19 protein-coding genes, 3 pseudogenes and 1 riboswitch are annotated in these 23,908 nt (G+C 59.1%); of the genes and pseudogenes, 16 read left to right on the forward strand and 6 right to left on the reverse strand.

The window, feature by feature from the left end:
- Positions 1-103: 103 nt before the first annotated feature.
- A pseudogene (gene tyrS, locus P6U16_RS00295) lies at positions 104-1,356 on the reverse strand (tyrosine--tRNA ligase).
- Between the two features lie 136 nt (positions 1,357-1,492).
- Here tyrS and P6U16_RS00300 point away from each other — a divergent pair.
- Positions 1,493-2,628 (forward strand): annotated as a pseudogene (locus P6U16_RS00300) (anhydro-N-acetylmuramic acid kinase).
- 163 nt (positions 2,629-2,791) lie between these two features.
- Complete coding sequence (locus P6U16_RS00305; RefSeq protein ID WP_277702167.1) at positions 2,792-3,982, forward strand: GGDEF domain-containing protein; 1,191 nt, start codon at positions 2,792-2,794, stop codon at positions 3,980-3,982.
- Between the two features lie 54 nt (positions 3,983-4,036).
- Here P6U16_RS00305 and P6U16_RS00310 read toward each other — a convergent pair whose 3' ends face one another.
- Positions 4,037-4,714: an alpha/beta hydrolase gene (locus P6U16_RS00310; RefSeq protein WP_277702168.1), complete on the reverse strand. Its 678-nt coding sequence runs from the start codon at positions 4,712-4,714 to the stop codon at positions 4,037-4,039.
- Between the two features lie 228 nt (positions 4,715-4,942).
- Between P6U16_RS00310 and P6U16_RS00315 the strand changes: the two genes are divergently transcribed.
- The 10 genes from P6U16_RS00315 (at position 4,943) to P6U16_RS00360 (ending at position 14,811) form a co-directional block, all read left to right on the forward strand.
- Positions 4,943-6,109 carry a cysteine desulfurase family protein gene (locus tag P6U16_RS00315; RefSeq protein WP_277702169.1) on the forward strand — a complete coding sequence of 389 codons (1,167 nt, stop codon included), beginning with the start codon at positions 4,943-4,945 and terminating at the stop codon, positions 6,107-6,109.
- A gap of 146 nt (positions 6,110-6,255) precedes the next feature.
- Positions 6,256-7,725, forward strand: a complete 1,470-nt coding sequence (sufB, locus tag P6U16_RS00320) for a Fe-S cluster assembly protein SufB (RefSeq protein WP_277702170.1) — start codon at positions 6,256-6,258, stop codon at positions 7,723-7,725.
- A complete protein-coding gene (locus tag P6U16_RS00325; RefSeq protein WP_277702171.1) occupies positions 7,722-8,117 on the forward strand; it encodes a hypothetical protein in 396 nt (131 codons plus the stop codon). The genes sufB and P6U16_RS00325 overlap by 4 nt, the downstream gene beginning before the upstream one ends.
- A gap of 46 nt (positions 8,118-8,163) precedes the next feature.
- Positions 8,164-8,919: a Fe-S cluster assembly ATPase SufC gene (sufC, locus tag P6U16_RS00330; RefSeq protein ID WP_277702172.1), complete on the forward strand. Its 756-nt coding sequence runs from the start codon at positions 8,164-8,166 to the stop codon at positions 8,917-8,919.
- Positions 8,920-8,930: 11 nt separating this feature from the next.
- Entirely contained in the window at positions 8,931-10,205 is a 1,275-nt protein-coding gene (sufD, locus tag P6U16_RS00335; RefSeq protein ID WP_277702173.1) for a Fe-S cluster assembly protein SufD, read from the forward strand.
- 63 nt (positions 10,206-10,268) lie between these two features.
- Positions 10,269-11,510 carry a cysteine desulfurase gene (locus tag P6U16_RS00340; protein ID WP_277702174.1) on the forward strand — a complete coding sequence of 414 codons (1,242 nt, stop codon included), beginning with the start codon at positions 10,269-10,271 and terminating at the stop codon, positions 11,508-11,510.
- 11 nt (positions 11,511-11,521) lie between these two features.
- On the forward strand, positions 11,522-11,902 hold the full coding sequence (locus P6U16_RS00345; protein WP_277702175.1) for an SUF system Fe-S cluster assembly protein: 381 nt from the start codon (positions 11,522-11,524) through the stop codon (positions 11,900-11,902).
- A gap of 110 nt (positions 11,903-12,012) precedes the next feature.
- Positions 12,013-12,405, forward strand: a complete 393-nt coding sequence (sufA, locus tag P6U16_RS00350; protein WP_277702176.1) for a Fe-S cluster assembly scaffold SufA — start codon at positions 12,013-12,015, stop codon at positions 12,403-12,405.
- Positions 12,359-14,392: a PAS domain S-box protein gene (locus P6U16_RS00355; RefSeq protein WP_277702177.1), complete on the forward strand. Its 2,034-nt coding sequence runs from the start codon at positions 12,359-12,361 to the stop codon at positions 14,390-14,392. The genes sufA and P6U16_RS00355 overlap by 47 nt, the downstream gene beginning before the upstream one ends.
- Before the next feature lie 14 nt (positions 14,393-14,406).
- Positions 14,407-14,811, forward strand: coding sequence for a response regulator (locus P6U16_RS00360; RefSeq protein WP_277702178.1), 405 nt, complete (start codon positions 14,407-14,409; stop codon positions 14,809-14,811).
- A 52-nt stretch (positions 14,812-14,863) separates the two neighbouring features.
- Here P6U16_RS00360 and gcvP read toward each other — a convergent pair.
- From gcvP to P6U16_RS00380, 4 genes and pseudogenes are all read right to left on the reverse strand, one after another.
- Positions 14,864-17,726: pseudogene (gcvP, locus tag P6U16_RS00365) on the reverse strand (aminomethyl-transferring glycine dehydrogenase).
- On the reverse strand, positions 17,726-18,088 hold the full coding sequence (gene gcvH / locus P6U16_RS00370; RefSeq protein ID WP_277702179.1) for a glycine cleavage system protein GcvH: 363 nt from the start codon (positions 18,086-18,088) through the stop codon (positions 17,726-17,728). The pseudogene gcvP and the gene gcvH overlap by 1 nt, the downstream one beginning before the upstream one ends.
- 17 nt (positions 18,089-18,105) lie before the next feature.
- Entirely contained in the window at positions 18,106-19,245 is a 1,140-nt protein-coding gene (gene gcvT, locus P6U16_RS00375) for a glycine cleavage system aminomethyltransferase GcvT (RefSeq protein WP_277702180.1), read from the reverse strand.
- 147 nt (positions 19,246-19,392) lie between these two features.
- A riboswitch (glycine riboswitch) is annotated at positions 19,393-19,480 on the reverse strand.
- Between the two features lie 182 nt (positions 19,481-19,662).
- On the reverse strand, positions 19,663-20,034 hold the full coding sequence (locus P6U16_RS00380; protein ID WP_277703946.1) for a hypothetical protein: 372 nt from the start codon (positions 20,032-20,034) through the stop codon (positions 19,663-19,665).
- A gap of 311 nt (positions 20,035-20,345) precedes the next feature.
- Between P6U16_RS00380 and P6U16_RS00385 the strand changes: the two genes are divergently transcribed.
- The 4 genes from P6U16_RS00385 to P6U16_RS00400 all read left to right on the forward strand — a co-directional run bounded on the left by P6U16_RS00385 (position 20,346) and on the right by P6U16_RS00400 (position 23,878).
- Positions 20,346-21,047 (forward strand): L,D-transpeptidase, encoded by a 702-nt coding sequence (locus tag P6U16_RS00385; RefSeq protein WP_277702181.1) that lies wholly within the window; start codon positions 20,346-20,348, stop codon positions 21,045-21,047.
- 242 nt (positions 21,048-21,289) lie between these two features.
- Positions 21,290-22,255 carry a murein L,D-transpeptidase family protein gene (locus P6U16_RS00390; protein ID WP_277703947.1) on the forward strand — a complete coding sequence of 322 codons (966 nt, stop codon included), beginning with the start codon at positions 21,290-21,292 and terminating at the stop codon, positions 22,253-22,255.
- A gap of 43 nt (positions 22,256-22,298) precedes the next feature.
- A complete protein-coding gene (locus P6U16_RS00395) occupies positions 22,299-22,703 on the forward strand; it encodes a VOC family protein (RefSeq protein WP_277702182.1) in 405 nt (134 codons plus the stop codon).
- A gap of 140 nt (positions 22,704-22,843) precedes the next feature.
- Entirely contained in the window at positions 22,844-23,878 is a 1,035-nt protein-coding gene (locus P6U16_RS00400) for a substrate-binding domain-containing protein (RefSeq protein ID WP_277702183.1), read from the forward strand.
- Positions 23,879-23,908: the final 30 nt, after the last annotated feature.

Consider the following 23,908-nt stretch of genomic DNA (forward strand, 5'->3'; position numbering starts at 1 on the left):
GGTTTCGACCTTCGATTTATCGCAGTTGAACGCGAAATACAAAACCCCTGACGCGCCGACGGTTACCCGTCGCCGCGTTAGGGAAGCAGAGCGATCGCCGCTCTCAGACCGGGCGCACGAGAATGTGCTTCTTCTTGCCGAGCGAAAGCTTGATCACACCATCGCCTGTTACTTCGCCAGTACCGATCACCGCGCGATCGTCGCTCATCGCGACGTCGTTGACGCGAACCGCGCCGTCTTTCAGGAATTGACGCACCTTGCCGTTGGATTCGGCAAGGCCGGCCCGCACGAACAGCGCCAGAATGCCGATGCCGGCTTCAAGCTCCGCCGCCGGAACGTCGATCGACGGCAGGTTGTCGGCGAGCGCGCCTTCCTCGAAGGTCTTGCGGGCGGTTTCCGCGGCCTGCTCGGCCGCCCCCGACCATGCAGCATTGCCGTGATTTCCGTGGCGAGGATCTTCTTGACGTCGTTGATCTCGGCGCCGCCCAGTTGCGACAGGCGGGCGATCTCGTCCATCGGCAACGTGGTGTACAGCTTCAGGAAGCGCGAGACGTCGGCGTCCTCTGTGTTGCGCCAGTATTGCCAGAAATCATAGGGACCGAGCATGTCCGGGTTCAGCCAGACGGCGCCATTCATCGATTTGCCCATCTTGGCACCGGACGATGTCGTGAGAAGCGGCGAGGTGAGCGCGTAGAGTTGCGGCGTGCCCATGCGATGGCCGAGATCGATGCCGTTGATGATGTTGCCCCACTGGTCGGAACCACCCATCTGCAGCCGGCAGCCAGTACGCTTGCTCAGTTCGACGAAGTCGTAGGCCTGCAGGATCATGTAGTTGAATTCGAGGAACGAGAGCGACTGCTCGCGGTCAAGCCGCGTCTTGACACTGTCGAAGGCCAGCATGCGGTTGACGGAAAAATGCCGACCGACATCACGCAGGAATTCGAGATAGTTGATGCCGAGCAGCCAGTCGGCATTGTTGATCATCAGGGCGTCCTTCGGCCCTTCGCCATAGGTCAGGTAGTTCGAAAAGACCGTTTTGATGCTCGCAATGTTGGCGCCGATCGTCTCCGGTGTCATCAGTTGACGAGCCTCATCCTTGAAGGAGGGATCACCCACCATGCCGGTGCCGCCACCCATCAGCGAGATTGGCCGGTGGCCCGTCTTCTGCAGCCAGTGAAGCATCATAATTTGGATCAGACCGCCGGCATGCAGGCTCGGCGCCGTCGGATCAAAGCCGATATAGGCCGTCACGGTTTCCTTGGAAAACAGCTCATCCAGGCCGGCGTCATCCGACGTCTGGTGAATGAAACCGCGCTCACTCAGCGTGTGCAGGAAATCGGACTTGAATTCGGACATGATCTGTCTCTCTCCTTTGGCTGTTTTCCGGTAGACGGAATTTTAGCGCTTGTTGGATATTGGCGCGGCGTTTAGCACTGTTTTCGCCAAAATACATCTGTTTGCATCGGGTTAATTGCGAAGGAAAGACGCTTTCATGGCGGAAATCAAGACGGCGATCGGCCTGATGAGCGGCACCAGCATGGACGGGATCGACGTGGCGCTGCTGCGCACCGATGGACGCAGCCTTGTCGAACGCGGACCGTCGACGGGAATCGCCTATGAGGCGGCCTTTCGCAATCGTCTCAAGCAGGCGCTGGACGATGCCAAGGCGATCACAGAGCGTGGGCAAAGGCCGGGTGCGCTTTTCGATATCGAACGTGAACTGACGTTACGGCATGCAGAGGCCGTAAAGGTCTTTCTCAGGCAGAACAATATCATGGCGGAAGATGTCGATGTCGTCGGCTTCCACGGCCAGACAGTGCTTCATCGTCCGGATCAGGCTCTGACGGTGCAACTCGGCGACGGCGCACTTCTGGCGCGCGAGACGGGGATTGCCGTCGTCTACGACATGCGCGCCAACGACATGATCCATGGCGGGCAGGGCGCGCCGCTGATCCCGGTCTATCACGCCGCATTGGCGGCGATGTTGTCTTCGGATTCAGGCATTCGCCGCCCGGTGACCTTCGTCAATATCGGGGAATTTCCAACCTGACCTTCATCGGTACGGACGATGCCATCGTTGCATATGATAGCGGGCCCGGCAATGCGCTGATCGACCAGTGGGTCGAGACCCATGCCGGAATCCCCTACGATCAGGGTGGCATGATCGCCAGTGAGGGCCGCGTGATATCGGCGCTGAGCGATCGCTATCTGGCAAGCCCGTTTTTCACTGTGTCGAGACGTCGCTCACTCGACCGCAATGACTTTCTGCCGCCGGATGGCCATGAGGCAAGCCTTGAAGACGGTGCCCGGACGCTTGCCCATGTGACCGCTGCCGCCATCCTGAAATCGGCCGGCCATCTGCCCGAGCGACCTGCAACCTACATCATCTGCGGTGGCGGACGACTGAACCGGATCATCATGACCGATCTCTGCGCCTTGGCTGCCGAGCAGTCCGCTGTGGCAATGGCGGCCGAGTCCGCTGGTCTGAACGGCGATACGATGGAGGCGGAGGCCTGGGCCTATCTGGCCGTGCGTTCGCTTGCCGGACTGGCGCTGACCCTTCCGCAAACAACGGGGGTTCGCCAGCCTGTCAGCGGCGGTGTTTTGCAGCATCCTATTCGGGAATGACTGCTGCGTCTGTGCCACCGATTAACGGTTCTTTCGTAGCCCTGTCTGTACACTTGCTGCCGTTCAGGATTTCGGTGTTTCCATCAGCAGGGGCTGACCGAGGGAGTGCACCGGTCGGAACGAAGAGGCCGGCGCACGCAGCAGGCCTGGAACAGGTTTGCAGATGAGTGGCGCTCTTTTTCTTCTGACAGTCAATTTTCTCATCGCGCAGCTCTTCTGCGTGTTTTTCCTCGTAATTTCGAAACGCAGCCGTATCCCGGAAGCCGGTCGCTGCTTTGCCCTCTCCTTTGCGGTTGCGTCTCTATCGGCCGTGTGCGAACTCGTCATCCGATTCACCGATTTCGACAGACTGGCCAGCTTCGGAGCGTTTTCCTCCGTTTTGGTTGCCCTCTTCATGATTCGCCTGGGCATTGGCCGGCTCTACGCCGTGCCGGTAAAGGTGGTTCCGGCCGGCTGGTTCTTCGCGGTGTCACTTGCAATCAATCTGATTATCTTCGACCTGCCGCGCAGCACCCTGGCGCATGCGCTTGGTTATCAACTGCCATTCTTTGTCGCAGCGATCATCAGTGCGCTGACGATCTACCGTTCCGGTCGCCGCGAGAAGGCGGATCTATTTTTGATGGGGCTGCTGGTGGCGACCGCCCTGCAGTTCCTTTTGAAGGTCTATTTTATCGTCACTTTCGGTGCGGGCGCGGACGCCCAATCCTACCTGGCCAGTGCTTATGCCTTGATCTCGCAGAGCCTAAGCGCCGTTCTCGTCGTTTCGATCGGCCTTACACTGCTCGCCGTTCTGGTGGTCGAGATCATGGACGATGCCAAGGCGCGCTCGGAAACTGATCCGTTGTCCGCGCTCTACAACCGCCGTGGGTTCAACGAGCGTGTTGGGCGGATCCTTGCGCGTCCGGGTTCCGGCTACCCTCATTGCCTGGTCGTCTGCGATATCGATCACTTCAAGGTCGTGAATGACACTTATGGCCATCAGGCCGGTGATCAGGTGATTGCGGCATTCGGCGCGATGCTTATCAAGCGCGCTCCGCCGGAGGCGATCTGCGGCCGTCTGGGCGGTGAGGAGTTCGCGATCTTCCTGCCGAGCGGCGATGAGGCGACCGGTTATCTCTTCGCCCAGGGGCTGCGCAGCGAATTCTCGATCCTTAGCGTTCCAGGCATTCCGCTGAACCAGCAACTAACCGCCAGTTTTGGCGTCTGCGACCTCGCCGATAGGAATGACCTGATCGAGGATGTCATGCGCCGCGCCGATGCGGCGCTGTACAGCGCCAAAAAGAGCGGGCGCAACCGCGTCAACCGAGCAAGCGTCGTTGATCCCGCGTGGATGGAAAAACAGGCCAGGGCTTGAAGCACCATGCAAAAAGGCTGGATCGCTCCGGCCTTTTTACGTCCCTCTGGCTTTTTACCGTATCCGCTTGGCTGCCGGTTCCGGTGTCAACTCGCCCGCAAGACGACGGTCGAGGTAGTCCTCGCATTCGGCCATCAGCGTATCGACCTGACCACTGAAGAAGTGGTTGGCGCCGGGCACCGTCTTGTGGGTGATCAGAATGCCCTTCTGCGCTTTCAACTTGTCGACGAGGCCGTTGACGTCCTTTTCCGGTGCCACTTTGTCCAGGTCGCCGTTGATGATCAGGCCGGAAGAGGGGCAGGGCGCGAGGAAGGAGAAATCATAGGTGTTGGGCTGCGGCGCGATCGACATGAAGCCCTCGATCTCCGGACGGCGCATCAAAAGCTGCATGCCGATCCAGGCCCCGAAGGAATAACCGGCGACCCAGCAGCTCTTCGAATCGGGATGCAGGCTCTGCACCCAGTCCAGCGCGGAAGCCGCATCCGACAACTCGCCGGCGCCATGGTCGAATTCACCCTGGCTGCGGCCGATCGAGCGAAAATTGAAGCGCAGCGTGGTGAAGCCACGCTTCTGGAACATGTAGAACAACTGATAGACGATCTGATTGTTCATCGTGCCGCCAAACTGCGGATGCGGATGCAGAATGATGGCGATCGGCGCGCTTTTCTGCTTGGAGGGCTGGTATCGGCCTTCGAGACGACCTGCGGGTCCGTTGAAAATGATTTCGGGCATTGGCTCTCCAGGCATGTTTTCAGTGCTAATTTACGATTCAATATGCTGATCTGTCTTGACGAAAGCAGTCAGCTTTTTTAAAACGCAGTTTAGAACTGTTCAAAACTTTGACACGGGCTTTCCGTGGCGAGTGTCGTCTCTTACGGCAATGGGCAAGAAAAATTCAAGGAAAATGCGTCGGCGCTGAACCTTTCCGTGGGTGGCCGGCTTGTTTGCTGCAGGGAGACCATGGTCGCGTCGCGCATCTATATGGACTGGAATGCCACGGCACCGCTGCACGATGCAGCGCGCGTCGCCTTCCTGTCGGCGCTTGATCTGACCGGCAATGCCTCTTCGGTGCATGCAGAAGGTCGCAAGGTTCGCACGCTTATCGAAAACGCCCGCCGCGAAGTCGCGCATCTTTGCGGGGCGGCATCGGCCAGTGTGATCTTTACGAGTGGCGCGACAGAAGCGGCCAATGCTGTTCTGACGCCGAACTTCCGTATGGGCCGCACGCCACTCTTGATCGGTCATTTGTATGTTTCGGCGATCGAACACCCGGCAATTCGCGAGGGCGGTCGTTTCGACGGGAGCCAGGTGAGCGAGATTGCGGTGACGCCGCAAGGCACGATCGATCTTGGCGCACTCGAAGCGGCCCTTGCCGCACCCGACCGGACGACTGGCCTTCCGATGGTCGCGGTGATGCTGGCCAATAACGAGACTGGGATTGTCCAGCCGATTGCCGCCGTCGCAGCGATCGTCAAGGCAGCCGGCGGCATTCTGGTTGTCGACGCCGTACAGGCGGCCGGCCGGCTTCCGATTTCGATCGATGATCTCGGTGCCGATTTTTTGATCGTCTCGTCCCACAAGATCGGCGGGCCGAAGGGGGCAGGGGCTCTGATCGCCCGCGGCGAAGTGATGATGCCGGCTGCGCTGATGCGTGGCGGCGGCCAGGAAAAGGGACATCGGTCGGGCACGGAAAACATCGCGGCAATCGCCGGTTTCGGCGCGGCCGCACGGATTGCAGCTGACGGCATCGAAACGCGGACGGCGGCTCTGTCCAGCCAGCGCGACAGGTTGGAAAGTGCAATGCTTGCAGCGGCCCCCGATGTGCTGATACACGGCCGCAATGTCGAGCGTCTCTGCAACACCAGTTTCTTCAGTCTTCCGGGCCTGAAGGCGGAAACGGGGCAGATCGCCTTTGATCTCGAAGGGATTGCATTGTCCGCAGGGTCCGCCTGCTCGTCCGGCAAGGTCGGACAGAGCTACGTCCTGTCTGCCATGGGATTTGATCCGCGCCTCGGCGCGCTCAGACTTTCGATCGGCGCTTCGACAACGGATGCCGAGATCGATCGCTGCGCGGAGATCTTCGCGCAGATTGCGGCGCGGCGCAGGCTTTCGGGCGCTGCGGCATGAGGCAAGAATAAACTGCGGAAATCCGGATTTCCGCTTGGCGAATGGGGTGCAAATCGCCCCTTAGCCTCTTACATAGCCGATACAACGAACATTGTATCGTATTGACAAGCTGCCGGACCTTGTATCCGGCTTGATTGGAGAACGACATGGCTGCTGTGCAGGAAACAATCGATCAGGTCGCCCTGATCGATGTCGACCAGTACAAATACGGGTTTGAGACGACGATCGAAATGGACAAGGCGCCAAAAGGCCTGTCTGAAGAGATCATCCGCTTCATTTCGGCAAAGAAGCAGGAACCGGACTGGATGCTGGAATGGCGTCTCGACGCCTACCAGCGCTGGCTGACGATGGTCGAGCCCGACTGGGCGCGCGTCAATTATCCGAAGATCGACTTCAACGACATCTATTTCTATGCCGCACCTAAGAGTACGCCTGGTCCGACGTCGATCGACGACGTCGATCCCGAACTACTCAAGGTCTATGAGAAACTCGGCATTCCGCTGCGCGAGCAGGAAATCCTAGCGGGCGTGAAGACGTCGAAGATCGCCGTCGATGCCGTGTTCGACTCGGTCTCGGTCGTGACCACCTTCAAGGAAGAGCTGAAAAAGGCTGGCGTGATCTTCATGTCGATCTCGGAAGCCGTGCGCGAGCATCCCGATCTGGTTCGGAAATATCTCGGCTCGGTCGTTCCGCCGACGGACAATTACTACGCGACGCTGAACTGCGCCGTCTTCACCGACGGTTCGTTCGTCTACATCCCGAAGGGCGTTCGCTGCCCGATGGAGCTGTCGACCTATTTCCGCATCAACGAAAAGGGCACCGGCCAGTTCGAGCGCACGCTGATCATTGCGGAAGAAGGCGCTTACGTCTCCTATCTCGAAGGCTGCACCGCGCCGCAGCGTGACGAAAACCAGCTGCATGCGGCCGTCGTCGAGCTTGTCGCCATGGATGACGCCGAGATCAAGTATTCGACCGTCCAGAACTGGTATCCGGGCGACAAGAACGGCAAGGGCGGCATCTACAACTTCGTCACCAAGCGCGGCGATTGCCGCGGCAACCGCTCGAAGATTTCGTGGACGCAGGTCGAGACCGGCTCGGCGATCACCTGGAAATATCCGTCCTGCATCCTGCGCGGCGACGATTCACGCGGCGAGTTCTACTCGATCGCGGTGTCGAACGGCTATCAGCAGATCGACAGTGGTACGAAGATGATCCATCTCGGCAAGAACACGTCGAGCCGCATCGTTTCCAAGGGTATCGCCGCCGGCTTCAGCCAGAACACCTATCGCGGCCAGGTGACAACCCACCGCAAGGCGGCCAACGCCCGCAACTTCACGCAGTGCGATTCGCTGCTGATCGGCGACAAGTGCGGGGCGCACACGGTGCCCTATATCGAGGCGAAGAACTCGACGGCGCAGTTCGAGCACGAAGCGACGACCTCGAAGATTTCCGAGGACCAGCTGTTCTACTGCCTGCAGCGCGGCATCCCGACGGAAGCTGCGATCGCGCTCATAGTCAACGGCTTCGTCAAGGAAGTCATCCAGGAACTGCCGATGGAATTTGCGGTCGAAGCGCAGAAACTGATCGGGATTTCGCTGGAAGGTAGCGTCGGATGAATGACGAGGCGGTTGGAAGTGAAACTCCGTATCGCCTCGAAGAACGGCGCGGTTCCGCTCGCGACGGTTTGAGTGGATTGAATGGTGATCCCGCCAAAACGTATGTAGACGACAATCGTAATGAAGTGCGGAAGTTAAGTTTAGGACCCGTCAGTATTTTCGGTGTGTCGATTGGACTATGGGCGGCATTGCTTCCAGTTGGAATTCTTGCGGCAATTGTCGGTGGCGCCTCGGATATTCCGGTTTTGCTGCAATTTGGCAAGGTGATGATATTGCTCGTCATTACTCCTTTGGTCTTGTTCTTGTTCAGCGACTTCGGGCAAATTTTTGGCTTTTGGCCACACGGAAACAAAGCGTCAAAACCCACATCGGAAAACGGCGTAGAGAATTGAACGAAACCGCCTCGGCTTTCGAGGCCACGACATCGAGATATGAAACATGCTTGAAATCAGAAACCTCCATGCCCGCATCGCCGAAGACGGCACCGAGATCATTCGTGGCTTGAACCTGACCGTGAAGGCCGGCGAAGTGGCTGCCATCATGGGTCCGAACGGGTCCGGCAAGTCGACGCTGTCCTATATCCTGTCGGGTCGCAGCGATTATGAAGTGACCGAGGGCGATATCCTCTATAACGGCGAGAGCATTCTCGAACTCGATCCGTCCGAGCGCGCCGCCAAGGGCATCTTCTTGGCGTTCCAGTATCCGGTCGAAATTCCGGGCGTCGCCACCATGCAGTTCCTCAAGGTGGCGCTGAACGAGCAGCGCAAGTTCCGCGGCGAGCCTGAGCTTTCGACGCCGGACTTCATACGTCGCGTCAAGGAAGCCGCCGCCAAGCTGCAGATCAATCCGGACATGCTGAAGCGTCCGCTGAACGTCGGTTTCTCCGGCGGCGAGAAGAAGCGCGCCGAAATCCTGCAGATGGCGCTTCTTGAGCCGAAGCTCTGCATCCTCGACGAAACTGACTCGGGCCTCGACATCGATGCGCTCAAGATCGTCGCCGATGGCGTCAATGCGCTGCGTTCGCCGGATCGTGCCGTCATCGTCATCACCCACTACCAGCGCCTGCTCGAATATATCGTTCCGGATACCGTCCATGTTCTCTACAAGGGCCAGGTCATCAAGTCGGGCGACAAGTCGCTGGCGCTCGATCTCGAAGCCAATGGCTATGCCGACATCATCGACGCGGCGGCCTGAGGAGCAAATCCATGAACATCCAGACAGCGATCAAGATGACCGCGGCGGAAACGGCGCTCGTCGATGCCTATACCGCGCAGATCGGTGATCTGATCGGCGACGGTGCCGTGCTTTCGGCCCGCGACACGCTGGTCAGCGACCTGAAGAGCCAGGGCCTGCCGACGCGGCGCGTCGAAGCCTGGCACTATACTGACCTGCGTGCGCTGCTTCGCACCGTCCCCGCCGCCGACCCGACAGCCTTTGCCGAACGCGTCGAGCCGCTGGTGGCCGGCTCCTCGGTGCTCACCGTTCTCAATGGCAAGGCGGATGAAAAGGGTGCGCCGGCGGGCATCAATGTCCGTCGTTATGCCGAGAGCCTTGCCGACGGCGTGGCCGCACCCGATCTGATCGAGCGCGGCCCCGATGACGCGATCGGCCGGATCAACGGCAGCTTCGTGCGCGACGGTTTCGAGATCGAACTGCCTGAGGGAACCGAACTTGAAGCGCCGCTCGAACTGCAGCTCGTCCAGAGTCTCGGCCAGAGCCATACCCGTTTCCCGGTCACCTTCGGTGCCGGTACCAAGGCAACGATCATCGAGCGCCATTTGTCCGTGAGCGATGCGCCGAGCCTTGTTACCTCCGTCAGTGATCTCATTCTCGACGAAGGGGCGGAGATAACCTGGATCATCCTGCAGCAGCAGGGTGCAGCCGACAGCCATCTGGCGCAGCTCAATTTCGATCTCGGCACGAACGCGCAGCTTAAGCTGTTCGTCATCAATGCCGGCGGCAAGCTTGTGCGCCAGGAAATCCACGGCGTGGTGACCGGTGAAGGTGCGGATTTCAAGCTGCGCGGCATTAATTTGCTCGGCGGCGAGACGCATACGGACGTGACCTTCACGCTCGGCCACGACGTGCCGAACACGACATCGACGGAAGTGATCCGCAACGTTCTGTTCGATCGGGCCAAGGGCGTGTTCCAGGGCCAGATTCGGGTCGCCCCGGACGCTCAGAAGACCGACGCCAAGATGGCTTGCAACACGCTGCTGCTCTCCGACGACGCCGATTTCTCGGCAAAGCCGGAACTCGAAATCTTCGCCGATGACGTCCAGTGCGGCCATGGTGCGACGGTGATCGATATCAACCCGACGCATCTCTATTACCTGCAGGCCCGCGGCATTCCGGAAAACAAGGCGCGTGCCATGCTGGTCAACGCTTTCGTCGACGAGATTGTCGAGGAACTGGAAAATGAGACCCTGATCGAGACTTTGGAGACGATCATCGCCGACTGGCTGGAAAAGCACGCCTGAGAAAGCCGTGTGGGTCTTGTCCCGCACGGCCACACAATGCACGCTGATTGGATTGCCTGCCCCATGGACCATACGCTACCGGTGCCCGCCTATGACGTCGAAGCAATCCGCCGGGATTTCCCGATCCTGTCGCGGACCGTCTACGGCAAGCCGCTCGTCTATCTCGACAATGGCGCTTCGGCCCAGAAGCCGCAGGTGGTCATCGATGCCGTATCGAATGCCTATTCCAACGAATATGCCAACGTCCATCGCGGCCTGCATTTCCTCTCGAATGCGGCGACCGACGCCTATGAAGCCTCGCGTGAAAAAGTGCGTCGCTTTTTGAATGCGCCGTCGGTCGACAATATCATCTTCACCAAGTCGTCAACGGAAGCGATCAACACGGTCGCCTACGGGTACGGCATGCCCAAGATCGGCGATGGCGACGAGATCGTCATTTCGATCATGGAGCATCATTCCAACATCGTGCCCTGGCACTTCATTCGCGAGCGGCAGGGTGCGAAGATCGTCTGGGCACCGGTCGATGACGAGGGTGCCTTCCATATAGACGATTTCGTCAAGTGCCTGACAGACAAGACCAAGCTTGTCGCCATCACGCATATGTCGAATGCGCTGGGAACTGTCGTCCCCGTCAAGGAAATTTGCCGCATCGCCCATGAACGCGGCATTCCGGTTCTCGTGGATGGCAGCCAGGGCGCGGTGCACATGCCTGTTGATGTACAGGATATCGATTGCGACTGGTACGTGATGACCGGCCACAAGCTTTATGGGCCATCGGGTATCGGCGTGCTTTACGGCAAGCCCGACCGGTTGAAGGAAATGCGGCCTTTCATGGGCGGTGGCGAGATGATCGTCGATGTGTCCGAGGACAGTGTGACCTATAACGAGCCGCCGCATCGCTTCGAGGCGGGTACGCCGCCCATCGTCCAGGCGATCGGGCTTGGTTATGCGCTTGACTATATGGAGATGATCGGACGCTCTGCCATCGCCGCCCACGAGGCCGATCTGGCAGCTTATGCCCATGAACGGCTGTCCGGAATCAATTCGCTGCGGATCATCGGGACGGCGCCGGGCAAAGGTGGTATCTTCTCCTTCGAACTTGAAGGCATCCATGCCCATGACGTGTCGATGGTGATCGACCGGGCAGGGGTGGCGGTTCGGGCCGGCACCCATTGCGCGCAGCCGCTCTTGAAACGCTTTGGCGTGACCTCCACATGCCGTGCATCCTTCGGCCTCTACAACACGCGCGCCGAAGTCGATGTGCTGGTGGATGCGCTGGATCATGCCCGCACATTCTTTGCGTAAGGAACAAACCGATGAGCCTTGATACGACCGAAGAAAAGATCGACGTCCGCGAGGGCATCGTACACTCCTCCATTCCCGCCGACGAACTCGCGCGCTTGAGTGACGATGTGATCTCCGCGCTGAAGACGGTCTACGATCCGGAAATTCCGTCCGACATTTTTGAACTCGGGCTGATCTACAAGATCGACATCGAAGACGACCGGATGGTCAAGATCGCCATGACACTGACGGCCCCCGGCTGCCCGGTGGCCGGCGAAATGCCCGGCTGGGTCGAGAATGCCGTCGGGGCTGTCGAAGGTGTGTCCGGCGTCGAGGTCTCGATGACCTTCGATCCGCCATGGACCCCAGACCGCATGTCGGAAGAGGCGCAGGTCGCGGTCGGTTGGTACTAACTGCGGCACGATAATCAGGCTGGCGCCATATTGATCCGTTAAACGTCTGCCATTACATCTGAACGTGAAGCGTCAGGCCTTGAACCTGATCGTGAATGGAGAACCGGCCGATGGCCTTTGCTGTGATGACATTGACGGACGCGGCCGCAGGACGCGTCAAGGCGATTGTGGACAATGCCGGCGGAGACGCCAAGGGTATTCGCGTCGGGATCAAAAAGGGCGGTTGCGCCGGCATGGAATATGCCATCGATCTCGTCACCGAACCCAATCCCAAGGATGACAGGATTGAGCATCTCGGCTCGACGGTCTGGGTTGCGCCCGAAGCTGTACTGTATCTTCTCGGCACGCAGATGGATTTCGAGGTGACGACGCTGCGTTCCGGTTTCACCTTCCACAATCCCAATCAGACATCTGCCTGCGGCTGCGGCGAATCGGTTGAATTGAAACCTGCCGATCTTGCGGCGTTGGCCGCACAGGGCGGAGCAGTGGTGCAGGCCGGCTGACAGCCGACTGGATTTTCCCTGTTCAAAAATCGGCTGGGGACTGGTATGCGCCAGTCCCTTTTTCTGTTTTTATACCCCCATCAACGAGGCTGAACGGGAAGGCTTGAGACCTCCAATGCAGGACCATTTCGCCAGGGCGCTGTACGAAACTTTTCCCGAGCCCGTCGTCGTTGTCGATCAGGCGAAAACAATCCTTGCGGTCAACCAGGCTGCTACCCAGCAGTTTGGTCATGCCGAGGAGGAGTTGCTCGGCCAACATGTGCGTATGATCTACGCCACGGATGAGGATTATACCGCCTGCTTGAGCAAGCGGAGCATTGAGGGCAATACCGGCGCGATTTCTGATTCCGTCTACCAGTTCAAGCGCAAGGATGGGACCGTCTTCTCGGCCGAACTGCGTTCGACGTTGGTGACCGGCCCCGATGGTGAGAGCTGCGGTTTCATTGGCGTGATTCAAGATATTTCCGACATGCTGAAACTTGATAAGGCGCGACGGGATGCACGCGAGATCCTCGATACGGCACTCGCGGCCATTCCCGAGGGGTTTGCGATATTTGATCGCAATGAACGGTTGCTCGTTTTTAACGAGGCCTATCGCAGAGTCTGCGGACCAGCTGGGCCCATCCTGCAGTTGGGGATGACGGCAGAGGACATCATCCGGATTGCCTACGAAGGCGGTCATTATCCGGATGCGCCTGTCGGCTCGCCGGGCGCCTTGGAATGGATCGAAAGTCGGCTTTTCGATTTTCGCAATCCGACCGGGCTTGCAAAGGTTTTTCCCTACGGCAATGGCCGATGGTTGCGCGTAGAAAACTTCAAGGCGAAGGATGGCAACACCATCGCGCTTCGCGTTGATGTGACCGCGATGAAGCAGACAGAGATCGCACTCGAGCGGCAAAGGCAGGAATATCTTTCCCTATTGCAGAACATCCCGGATCTTGTCGGCAGGTTCACGCCCGCGCGAGAAATTCTATTCGTCAACAGTAACTATGCGGATTTCTTCGGAACGACACCCGAGGCCATGGTTGGGACGGACCTCTTGGCGCACGTGCCGGAGCATATGCAAGAGGCAACCCGACGCGCCTTTTCGGATGTTCAGCCTGAAGCCGGAATCAGCTCACAGGAGGTGCTTCATGTTCGCCCCGGGCAACCAGATACCTGGATTCTATGGTCTTTGCTCGCGGTCTTCGATGGTACACGCGTTTCGGAACTGATTTCTGTCGGACGGGACATAACGACCCAGATGCGCCAACAGGAGAGGATCGCGAGACAAAGCGCAGAGTTGCAGAGGAAAAACGATGCGCTGAATCAGTTTACCGGCACTGTCTCGCATGATCTCAAGGCACCATTGCGCCATATCGCGATGTTTTCGGATATGATCAACGACGATATTCGGTCAGGAAATATTGAAGAGCTTCCCGGTTATGCCGCACATCTGCGCCAAAGCGCGCGCCGCATGGACCGGCTGATCGAGAGCTTACTGGACTACTCGCAGATTGCCTATCAGATCGGCACCTGGTCTCTTGTTCCCCTATCCGACGTCGTCGCGGATGCCATACTCAATCTCGGCAGCCAGATCCGCGGCGGAGGCGCAAAGCTGATAACCGGCGATCTGCCTATGGTTCACGGTGATGCGGAATTACTCAAACGGCTGGCCCAGAATCTGATCGGAAATGCCGTCAAATACAGGCGCCCGGACGTCGAACCCGTCATTCGTGTTTATGGAGAAAGCACCGACGATACGGATTTTTTATATGTCGAGGACAATGGCATAGGCATAGAGCCTCGCTTCGCGACCAAGATCTTTGACGTCTTTCAGAGGCTGCATCGCGACGAGAGCGTTTATTCGGGTACCGGAATCGGATTGGCGCTGGCCAAACGGATCGTCGAAAGCCACAATGGCAGAATCGCGCTTGACACAAGCTTCACCAAAGGCGCACGATTCATCGTTGCTTTTCCGAAAAACAAAAGTTCCGGGAAGGAATGATTTTGGACAGCAGATTGAAAAAGCTGCTCGTCGTGGATGATGACATCATAGATGCCAGATTTGTCGTGCGGGCCTTTTCCGAGGTCGGCGGCAGCCTTCAAATTGTCCATGTCGATGATGCCGATATCGCTACCCGGCGACTGACGGCCGAGCCGTTTGACTACGTCCTGCTCGACATCAACATGCCGGGCATGAGCGGCATGGAACTCCTCAAACGCATTCGCAACGACGAAAAGACCGCGATTCTTCCCGTCATCATGCTCACCTCCTCGCTCAATCCACGCGACATCGACAGTTCCTACGCATGCGGGGCAAACGCCTACGCCCTGAAACCTTCGTCTGTCAGTGGATACAGGACGTTTGCGGAGGGATTTACGCGCTTCTGGGTGGATGTCGCGATTACACCGCGCCCACACTGAACACCTCCATAGCGTGAAAAAGGGCGCCTGAGCGCCCTTTTTACTGTTTCTTCTACTCTGCAGCTTCCGCATAATCCTCAAGCGGCGGGCAGATACAGACAAGGTTTCTGTCGCCATAAACATTGTCGACCCGGTTGACGGGTGACCAGTATTTGTCGACGCGGAAAGCGCCCGGCGGGAAGCAGGCTTGCTCGCGCGAATAAGGACGATCCCATTCGCCGACGAGATCTTCCACCGTATGCGGAGCATTCTTGAGCGGATTGTTGGCCCTGTCCATCCGGCCGTCCTCGATGGCACGCGCTTCCTCGCGAATGGCCAGCATGGCGTCGCAGAAACGGTCGATTTCGGCTTTCGTCTCGGATTCCGTGGGCTCGATCATCAGCGTGCCGGCAACGGGCCAGCTCATCGTCGGCGCGTGAAAGCCGCAGTCGATCAGGCGCTTTGCCACGTCATCGACAGTGACGCCGGCGCTGTCGACCAGCGGACGTGTATCGATGATGCACTCATGGGCGACGCGACCGCGCGCTGACTTGTAGAGCACCTCATAAGCACCCTTGAGCCGTGCAGCGATGTAGTTGGCATTGAGGATTGCCACCTTTGTCGCCTGCGTCAGGCCTTCGCCGCCCATCATCAGGCAATAGCTCCAGGAGATCGGCAGGATCGATGCCGAACCGAAGGGGCCGCCGAGACGGCACCTTCACCGCCATCCGTTTCAGGATGACCGGGTAGATAGGGGCAAGATGCGCCTTGACGCCGATCGGGCCCATTCCCGGCCCGCCGCCGCCATGCGGGATACAGAAGGTCTTGTGCAGGTTGAGATGGCTGACGTCGGAACCGATATCGCCTGGGCGGGCAAGCCCGACCATGGCGTTCATGTTGGCACCGTCCATGTAGACCTGACCGCCATGACGATGCACGATCTCGCAGACATCCCGAACATTCTCCTCGAACACGCCGTGCGTCGAGGGGTAGGTAATCATGCAGCAGGAGAGGTTTGCCGCATATTGCTCGGCCTTCGCACGGAAGTCGTCCATGTCGATATCGCCATTGTCGCTGACCTTGATGACGACGACCTTCATGCCGGCCATCTGTGCCGAGGCGGGGTTGGTGCCATGCGCCGAAGTCGGGATCAGGCAGACGTCGCGATGGGCGTCGCCGTTGGCAATATGAAATGCGCGGATCGTCAGAAGGCCGGCATATTCGCCCTGGGCTCCGGAATTGGGCTGCATCGATATGGCGTCGTAGCCGGTGACCGAGCAAAGCTTTTCGCTGAGATCGGTGATCATGTGGCGATAGCCCTCAGCCTGGTCGACGGGCACGAAGGGGTGGATCTCCGAAAACTCCGGCCAGGTGATCGGCAGCATTTCAGCCGTCGCGTTGAGCTTCATCGTGCAGGAGCCAAGCGGGATCATCGAGCGGTCGAGCGCTAGGTCCCGGTCTGACAGCCGGCGGATGTACCGCGTCATTTCGCTTTCCGCACGGTTCATGTGGAAGATCGGATGCGTCAGGTACTCGCTGGTGCGCAGAAGGCTCTTCGGAAGACGGTAACCGGGCTCGAAATCGGCGACGGTGAAATCACCGCCGAACGCCCGCCAGACGGCCTCAAGCGTAACCGGACGCGAACGTTCGTCAAGGCTGATGCCGATCTTCGTCGTGCCGATCCGGCGCAGATTGACCTCTTCGGCAACCGCCGTCTTCAGAATGACCCCCTGCAGCTTGCCGACATCGACGGTGATCGTGTCGAAGAAGACATCGGGCTCAACGGTGTAGCCCAGTTTTTCCAGGCCCATGGCGAGCCGCACCGTTTTCTGGTGCACGCTCTGGGCGATGGCCTTGATGCCCTGCGGGCCGTGGAAGACGGCATACATGGAGGCCATGACGGCAAGTAGCACCTGCGCGGTGCAAATGTTCGATGTCGCTTTTTCGCGGCGGATATGCTGCTCGCGTGTCTGCAGCGACAGCCGGTAGGCGCGATTGCCGCGGCTATCGACGGAGACGCCGACGAGGCGGCCGGGCATCGAGCGCTTGTAGACATCCTTGACGGCCATGTAGGCCGCATGCGGCCCGCCGTAACCGACCGGAACGCCGAAGCGCTGCGTGCAACCCACGGCAATGTCGGCGCCCATGTCGCCGGGGGATTTAAGCAGCGCCAGCGCCAGCGGATCAGCCGCCATGACGGCAACGGCACCCTGCGCATGCAGGCTTGAAATCACGGCGGTGAAATCGCGGACATGTCCGTAGGTGCCGGGATACTGGAAGATCGCTCCGAAGACGGCGGTGGCGTCCAGATCGGCGAAGGGATCGCCGACGACGATCGTCCAGCCGAGCGGTTCCGCCCGTGTCCTTAGGAGCGCGATCGTCTGCGGATGGCAGTTTTCGTCGACGAAGAAGACCGTCGCCTTGGATTTGGCGACTCGTTCGGCCATCGCCATTGCTTCTGCCGCGGCCGTCGCCTCGTCGAGTAGCGAGGCATTGGCAACGTCGAGGCCGGTGAGGTCGCAGACCATGGTCTGGTAGTTCAGGAGCGCTTCGAGGCGTCCCTGGCTGATTTCCGGCTGATAGGGTGTGTAGGCCGTGTACCAGGCGGGGTTTTCGAGAATGTTGCGCTGGATGACCGGTGGCGTGATCGTGCCGTAATAGCCCTGGCCGATCAGCGAAACGAGCTTCTTGTTGCGGTTCGCCGTCTCCCGCATCTTGTCCAGTGCCTCGCGCTCGGTCATCGCCGGTCCCCAGGCCAGCGGCTCCGTCTGGCGGATCGACGGCGGGACAGTGTCGTCGATCAGCGCATCCAGGCTGTCATAGCCGATGACGGCGAGCATCGCTTCCATCTCGCTGGGCGAGGGGCCAATATGGCGGCGGTTGGCGAAGTCGTAGGGCTTGTAATCGGTGAAAGTAAAATCGGCCGCGGTCGTCATCAGGCGATCAGCTCCTTGTAGGCAGCTTCGTCCAGAAGGGCGTTGGCCGCGGATGGGTCAGACAGCTTCAGCTTGAAGAACCAGCCAGCGCCCTGCGGGTCGCTGTTGACCAGCGAGGGATCATCGACGATGGCCGGGTTCATTTCGACGATTTCGCCGTCCAGCGGACAATAGACGTCGGACGCTGCCTTGACAGATTCGACGGTCGCCGCGCTTTCGCCCTTCGTAAACGTCGCTCCGGCTTCGGGAAGTTCGACGAAGACCAGATCACCCAACTGATCGGCTGCATGGCTGGTGATGCCGACGGTGGCAACGCCGTCTTCAATTTTCAGCCATTCATGTTCATCGGTAAATTTCAGCATAGGATGGGTTCTCCTGATCAGCGCTTATAGGTGGGGGTGATGAAGGGCAGGGCGGAGACCGCGACGGGAAGATATTTGCCGCGCACCTCCGCATAGAGTTTGGTGCCGACGGCGGTGTGCGCCTGATCGACATAGCCCATGGCAACGGGACCATCGACGCTCGGTCCGAAACCGCCTGATGTCACGGTTCCGACGGGGGTGTTTCCGTCCGGATCGGCAAAGAGCGAGACGCCGCCACGAACCGGCGCACGCCCCTCGGGTTTCAGCCCGACGCGGCGCCGCGCGGCGCCAGTGGCGAAATCAGCAAGGATACGATCCGAACCCGGAAAACCGCCGGCGCGCGCGCCGCCCGTCCGGCGGACCTTTTGCAACGCCCATTCCAGGGCCGCTTCGACAGGTGTTGTACCGGTGTCGATGTCGTTTCCATAAAGACAAAGGCCAGCTTCAAGCCGGAGCGAATCACGGGCGCCGAGGCCGATCGGCATGACATCCGGATGTTCCAGAATGCGCCGCGTCACATCGGCGGCATGACTGGCCGGAATGGAGATTTCGAAGCCATCCTCGCCGGTATAGCCCGAGCGGGAAATGATGCAGGGTACATCATGCAAGGCAGCTTCGGCCACATCCATGAACCGCATGGTCGCCACATCGGCCCAGAGTTCAGCCAGTACGCATTCCGCATGCGGCCCCTGCAGCGCGATCAAAGCACGATCCTCCAGCATCTCCACATCGCAGCTTTCGCCGAGATGCGCTTTCAGATGGGCGAAATCCGCCTCCTTGCAGGAGGCATTGACGACGAGGAACAGGTGGTCGCCGCGGTTGGCGATCATCAGGTCGTCGAGGATACCGCCGGTCTGATTGGTGAAGAGCCCGTAGCGCTGGCGGCCCTCGGCCAAGCCGAGCACATCGACGGGAACGATACGCTCAAGCGCAAGTGCCGCATCTTCGATCGGTCCGGATTTCGGGCGGATGGTGATCTGCCCCATGTGCGAAACGTCGAACAGGCCGGCGCAAGCGCGGGTGAAAAGGTGCTCCTTCATCACGCCGGCAGGGTATTGAACCGGCATTTCGTAACCGGCAAACGGCACCATGCGAGCGCCGAGCGACAGATGCAGGTCATGCAGCGGCGTTTGTTTCAGGGGAGTGTGGTCGTCCAAATCCGGCCTCCAGGTCAGGTGCGAAACGCACCGGCTCACGTCTGCAATGCCTGCGCACCGCGTCTTCGAGCCCCCTCTGTCCGTTTGCCTGAGATTGTTATCCCTTCGGCGAGCACATGTTTCAGTGCTTCTCTCCAGAGTCCTACCGGCACCTTGCTGGTCCTTTGGCCTGAGAGTTTCCGGGGCGGTTGCTCCTTCGGCACCGGTGTGAACCGGATTCTCCCAACAAGATCGGCCTCAGATAACGATCATCACCTGTTCTTGGCAAGCGCTAAATGTCGCGTCCGAACAGATTTTTGTCGTACTGGTAAAACTAGAAGACGACGACCGTCACCGCCTTGCATGGGCGCCAGTACTCATCCGGCTTACTCGGCGAGAGTCCGCGACATCAGGACAGCCGGCTTTCGTCCGTGTTGTTTAGAGCACTTCATCTTCTGAATGGGGCTGATGTTCCTCATCCGCAGATGGTTCTTCCTGCTCCGGTTCGTCCCATTCGTTTTCGCGGTAGCGACGCAAGGCTTCGGCACGGCTTTCCTGCGGCATGCGTCCTTTGGAATTCATCAACATGAGGGAAAGTGCCGTTGGATTTTGCAGGGCGGCAACGGAGCGGTGAATGGTTGCAGCTTCCTGGGCCGGTCGCGTCGACAAAAGGGTGATCGCCTCGTCGGTCGGGCCATCGCCACGCATCCGCGCAGACGGCTTTATCACTTCCGCCGCATAAGCCGCGGTGTAAGCCGACATTGTGACAATTTGGGTCATCGCCCCTAGAACTCCTGACGGCTTCTTCATCACTCCTTGAAAGTCAAGTTTACGACACAGATTTTGCTTGCGGGTGAAATTGGGCGCTGGCCTTTGAATCGAATTTTAGTGAACTCGGCTTTTCCAACTTTTCTCATTGCATAAATCATCGTTGATGATCACGATGCGGTGAACCTCGCAGAAAGACGGGCGTTGGTTGGTATCCCACGTTGGAAATTATAAATCTTCGCTGCATAAGAACGTGTCGGGACCGATTCAATCAGACCCGAAGCGCCTTGCCGCGGCTCTCCCAAGGCCGCCCAGGGTGGATCACGAGACTGGATGGCGGATTGAACAGGCCCATGACAATTGACGAGACATTTTCCCGGCGCGGCTTTCTTGGCGTGCTGGCACTTTCCGCCGCCGGCCTTGCCGGCTGTACCTCCACGGTCACCCGTCGCCCACCGCCCACCCCGGGCGTGACGCGGCGCCCGATCGGGGCACCGAGCGATGCCGAACTTGCGGTTATGTACGGCCCGGTTTCCGATGGCGGCTTTCTCATTCCGGCAGTGCCCTATCAGCAGATCGACCCGCGTTACTACCGTCAGCGTGTCGATGATCCAACCGGCGAGGCGCCGGGCACCGTCGTCGTTGATACGCCGTCACGGCTTCTCTACGTGGTCGAGCCGGGTGGCACGGCGATGCGCTACGGCGTCGGCATCGGTCGCGACGGTTTTTCCTGGCAGGGCGACGGTGTGATCCATTGGCGCCAGACCTGGCCACGTTGGAAGCCGCCGAACGAGATGGTGGCCCGCCAGCCGCAGCTTGCCAAATATTCGATCGAGAACGGCGGCATGGAGCCGGGGCTGAAGAACCCGCTCGGTGCTCGCGCGCTCTACATTTTCCAGGACGGTGAGGACACGCTGTACCGGCTGCACGGCAATCCGGACTGGACGTCGATCGGCAAGGCTGTGTCTTCCGGCTGCGTGCGCCTGCTCAACCAGGATGTCATCGATCTTTACAGCCGTGTGCCGAGCAAGGCCAAGATTGTCGTTCGTCAGTAAGGTCAAGCAGGAAACGGGCGCCACACGCCCGTTTCCTGCGTTGAACCCGGCATGTTTAACGAAGCGGTAACCGAAAATACGGAATCTGTGCCATAAGACGGGACACTGTCGGGCGACCGACAAAACTTCGTCGCGATTCCGGTCCATAGAGCTGTCATGCACATTGTTCCTGCCCTCCATCGCGCGGTAAACCGCATCCATACCGCCCGCCGGGGCTTGCCCGGATTGCGGCCGTGCTTGCCATGGGAGGCGCCCTTTCGGCCTGCATGTCGCTCGAGGATATCTCCGAGGCGCCGCCGCAACTGCCCGGCAAGGTGATTGCGGCAATGGCGAAGAAGGGCATGAAACCGGAAAGCCCGGTTCTGGTGCGCATCTTCAAGCAGGAGAGCGAGCTCGAAATCTGGAAGGTCGATCGCACCGGCGCCTACGCATTGTTCAAGACCTACCCGATCTGTCGATGGTCCGGCGATCTCGGTCCGAAGACCAAGACCGGCGACAGGCATGCGCCAGAGGGATTTTATCACGTCTCGAAGGGCATGCTGAACCCGAATTCGAAATTCTACGTTTCGTTCAATCTCGGTTATCCGAACAGGCTCGAATCGGCGCTCGGCTATACCGGGGAGGCGCTGATGGTGCATGGCGCCTGCTCGTCTTCCGGCTGCTATGCGATGACCGACCAGGGTGTCGGCGAAATCTACGCCATCGTGGAAAAGGCGCTATCGAAAGGCCAGGACCGGTTCCAGGTCCAGGCCTATCCGTTCCGGATGACCGCCGAAAACATGGCTGCGTATCGCGACGATCAGAACATGCCTTTCTGGCGCACGATGAAGGAAGGCTACGACGCTTTCAACGTCACCCGCCGCCAACCGAAGGTTTCCGTCTGTGGCGGGCGTTATGTCTTCAATCGCGAATTCGAGGGCGGAGAGCCGACCGATGCGCTGGCCGCATGCCCGCCGGCCATCAACCAGCTTGAGCCCCAGGTTATGGCTAAGATCGACGCGGAAGCGCAAAAACTCGATGCGGCAATAACCGGCTCGGTGCCGGCCATGTCGTCGATGAACGCCTATTCCGACGGCGGCATGCATCCGAGTTTTCGTACCTTGCTGAAGACGAAGGGGCCGCAAAAGCTCGCCGCCAGCATTTCGGCGACGAAATATCCGATCAGCCGTCCTGAAGCTGCATTGGCCGATCCCTTTTCGGGGAAATAAGCGGTGGACGACGTCAAGCGGAATTGCTGACGGGGAGGGCGTGATGACTGGTCGTTACAAATTCGGTCTCGATCATGTTGCGCTTCTTGTCAAAGACCTCCAGACGAGCTTTGCATTTTACCGGGACGTCATGGGTTTTGCGCCGATCGAACGGACCGGCAGCCCCAATGTGCGCTGGCTTGATATGGGCCACGGTGACGCGATCCATCTTATAGAGAAGGATTTTGGTGCGACGCATGTGACAAAGGACACGCATGTCGCGGTGTCGACTGCGGATTTCGATCGCTTTGTTGCCGATATCACCGGGCGTGGTGTCGCGTTCGAAGACTGGCCCGGTACGCCTGGACGCATCGGCATCCATCGCAACGGCTTCCGGCAGATCTATGTACAGGATCCGGATGGCTACTGGATCGAGATCAACGATCATCGCCCGCCCGAAAGCGCATGAACAGCACACCGTACGTGGCGGGAGTGTTCCGGTTCCGCGCGCTGTCGTCTCTGTGAAACAATTCTGTCACAAAACTGTTACGCATGCCCTCTAAACGGATCACGACGCCGAAGCGTCATTCCGAATTTGGGAGATAATCCATGAAGAAATACCTAGGAAGCTGCGCACTCGTCGCAATCATGATCGCAAGTGCTGGCACTGCTGCTGCCCGCGACCAGGTCCAGATCGCCGGCTCCTCGACGGTTCTGCCCTATGCCAAGATCGTTGCCGAAACCTTTGGCGAAACCTTCCCCGACTTCAAGACACCGGTTGTTGAATCGGGTGGCTCGTCGGGCGGTTTGAAAGAATTCTGCAAGGGCGTTGGCCCTGATACCATCGACATCGCCAACTCCTCCCGCAAGATCAAGGATAGCGAAGTCGAAGCTTGCAAGGCTGCTGGCGTCACAGAAATCCAGGAAATCAAGATCGGTTACGACGGCATCGTCTTCGCAACCGACGCCGGCAATGCCGACCTGAAGCTCGAGCCGAAGGATCTCTACCTTGCTCTGGCTGCTGAAATCGTCGTCGACGGCAAGCTCGTTGCCAACCCCAACAAGAAGTGGTCGGAAGTCAACGCCGCTCTGCCGGACGTTGAGATTGCTGCCTACATCCCGGGCGAAAAGCACGGCACGCGCGAAGTCTTCGAAGAGAAGATCCTCGCTCATGGCTGCAAGGATACCGGCGCTGCCGACGCGATCAAGGCTCTGATCGCCGATGAAAAGGAAGCTGCTGCCAAGTGCATCGCCGTCCGCAAGGATGGCATGGCTGTTGATATCGACGGTGACTACACCGAAACGCTGGCTCGTATCGACAGCAACAAGAACGGCATCGGCGTCTTTGGCCTGTCCTTCTACGAAAACAACGCCGACAAGCTCAAGGTTGCAACCGTAAATGGTATCGTACCGTCGACCGAAACGATTGCTTCCGGCGAATATCCGGTTTCCCGCCCGCTGTTCTTCTACGTCAAGAAGGCACATCTCGGCGTTATCCCGGGTCTGAAGGAATATGTTGAATTCTTCACCGACGACCAGATGATCGGTCCGGACAGCCCGCTCGCAGCCTACGGCCTCGTTGCCGCTCCGGATGCCGAGCGCGAAGAAATCCGTAAGGCTTTCGAAGCCGGCAACGTCATGTAATTGATGTGAACTCGATGTCCGGCACGCTGA

It is taken from the genome of Rhizobium sp. 32-5/1 (genome assembly GCF_029537235.1).
Taxonomy (GTDB): domain Bacteria; phylum Pseudomonadota; class Alphaproteobacteria; order Rhizobiales; family Rhizobiaceae; genus Pararhizobium.

Excerpts from the sequence above, each read along its gene's own strand:
- P6U16_RS00305 (WP_277702167.1), top strand. The coding sequence starts at position 2,792 with ATGAGTGGCGCTCTTTTTCTTCTGACAGTCAATTTTCTCATCGCGCAG.
- P6U16_RS00310 (WP_277702168.1), bottom strand. The coding sequence starts at position 4,714 with ATGCCCGAAATCATTTTCAACGGACCCGCAGGTCGTCTCGAAGGCCGA.
- P6U16_RS00315 (WP_277702169.1), top strand. The coding sequence starts at position 4,943 with ATGGTCGCGTCGCGCATCTATATGGACTGGAATGCCACGGCACCGCTG.
- sufB (WP_277702170.1), top strand. The coding sequence starts at position 6,256 with ATGGCTGCTGTGCAGGAAACAATCGATCAGGTCGCCCTGATCGATGTC.
- P6U16_RS00325 (WP_277702171.1), top strand. The coding sequence starts at position 7,722 with ATGAATGACGAGGCGGTTGGAAGTGAAACTCCGTATCGCCTCGAAGAA.
- sufC (WP_277702172.1), top strand. The coding sequence starts at position 8,164 with ATGCTTGAAATCAGAAACCTCCATGCCCGCATCGCCGAAGACGGCACC.
- sufD (WP_277702173.1), top strand. The coding sequence starts at position 8,931 with ATGAACATCCAGACAGCGATCAAGATGACCGCGGCGGAAACGGCGCTC.
- P6U16_RS00340 (WP_277702174.1), top strand. The coding sequence starts at position 10,269 with ATGGACCATACGCTACCGGTGCCCGCCTATGACGTCGAAGCAATCCGC.
- P6U16_RS00345 (WP_277702175.1), top strand. The coding sequence starts at position 11,522 with ATGAGCCTTGATACGACCGAAGAAAAGATCGACGTCCGCGAGGGCATC.
- sufA (WP_277702176.1), top strand. The coding sequence starts at position 12,013 with ATGGCCTTTGCTGTGATGACATTGACGGACGCGGCCGCAGGACGCGTC.
- gcvH (WP_277702179.1), bottom strand. The coding sequence starts at position 18,088 with ATGCTGAAATTTACCGATGAACATGAATGGCTGAAAATTGAAGACGGC.
- P6U16_RS00380 (WP_277703946.1), bottom strand. The coding sequence starts at position 20,034 with ATGAAGAAGCCGTCAGGAGTTCTAGGGGCGATGACCCAAATTGTCACA.
- P6U16_RS00385 (WP_277702181.1), top strand. The coding sequence starts at position 20,346 with ATGACAATTGACGAGACATTTTCCCGGCGCGGCTTTCTTGGCGTGCTG.
- P6U16_RS00390 (WP_277703947.1), top strand. The coding sequence starts at position 21,290 with ATGGGAGGCGCCCTTTCGGCCTGCATGTCGCTCGAGGATATCTCCGAG.
- P6U16_RS00395 (WP_277702182.1), top strand. The coding sequence starts at position 22,299 with ATGACTGGTCGTTACAAATTCGGTCTCGATCATGTTGCGCTTCTTGTC.
- P6U16_RS00400 (WP_277702183.1), top strand. The coding sequence starts at position 22,844 with ATGAAGAAATACCTAGGAAGCTGCGCACTCGTCGCAATCATGATCGCA.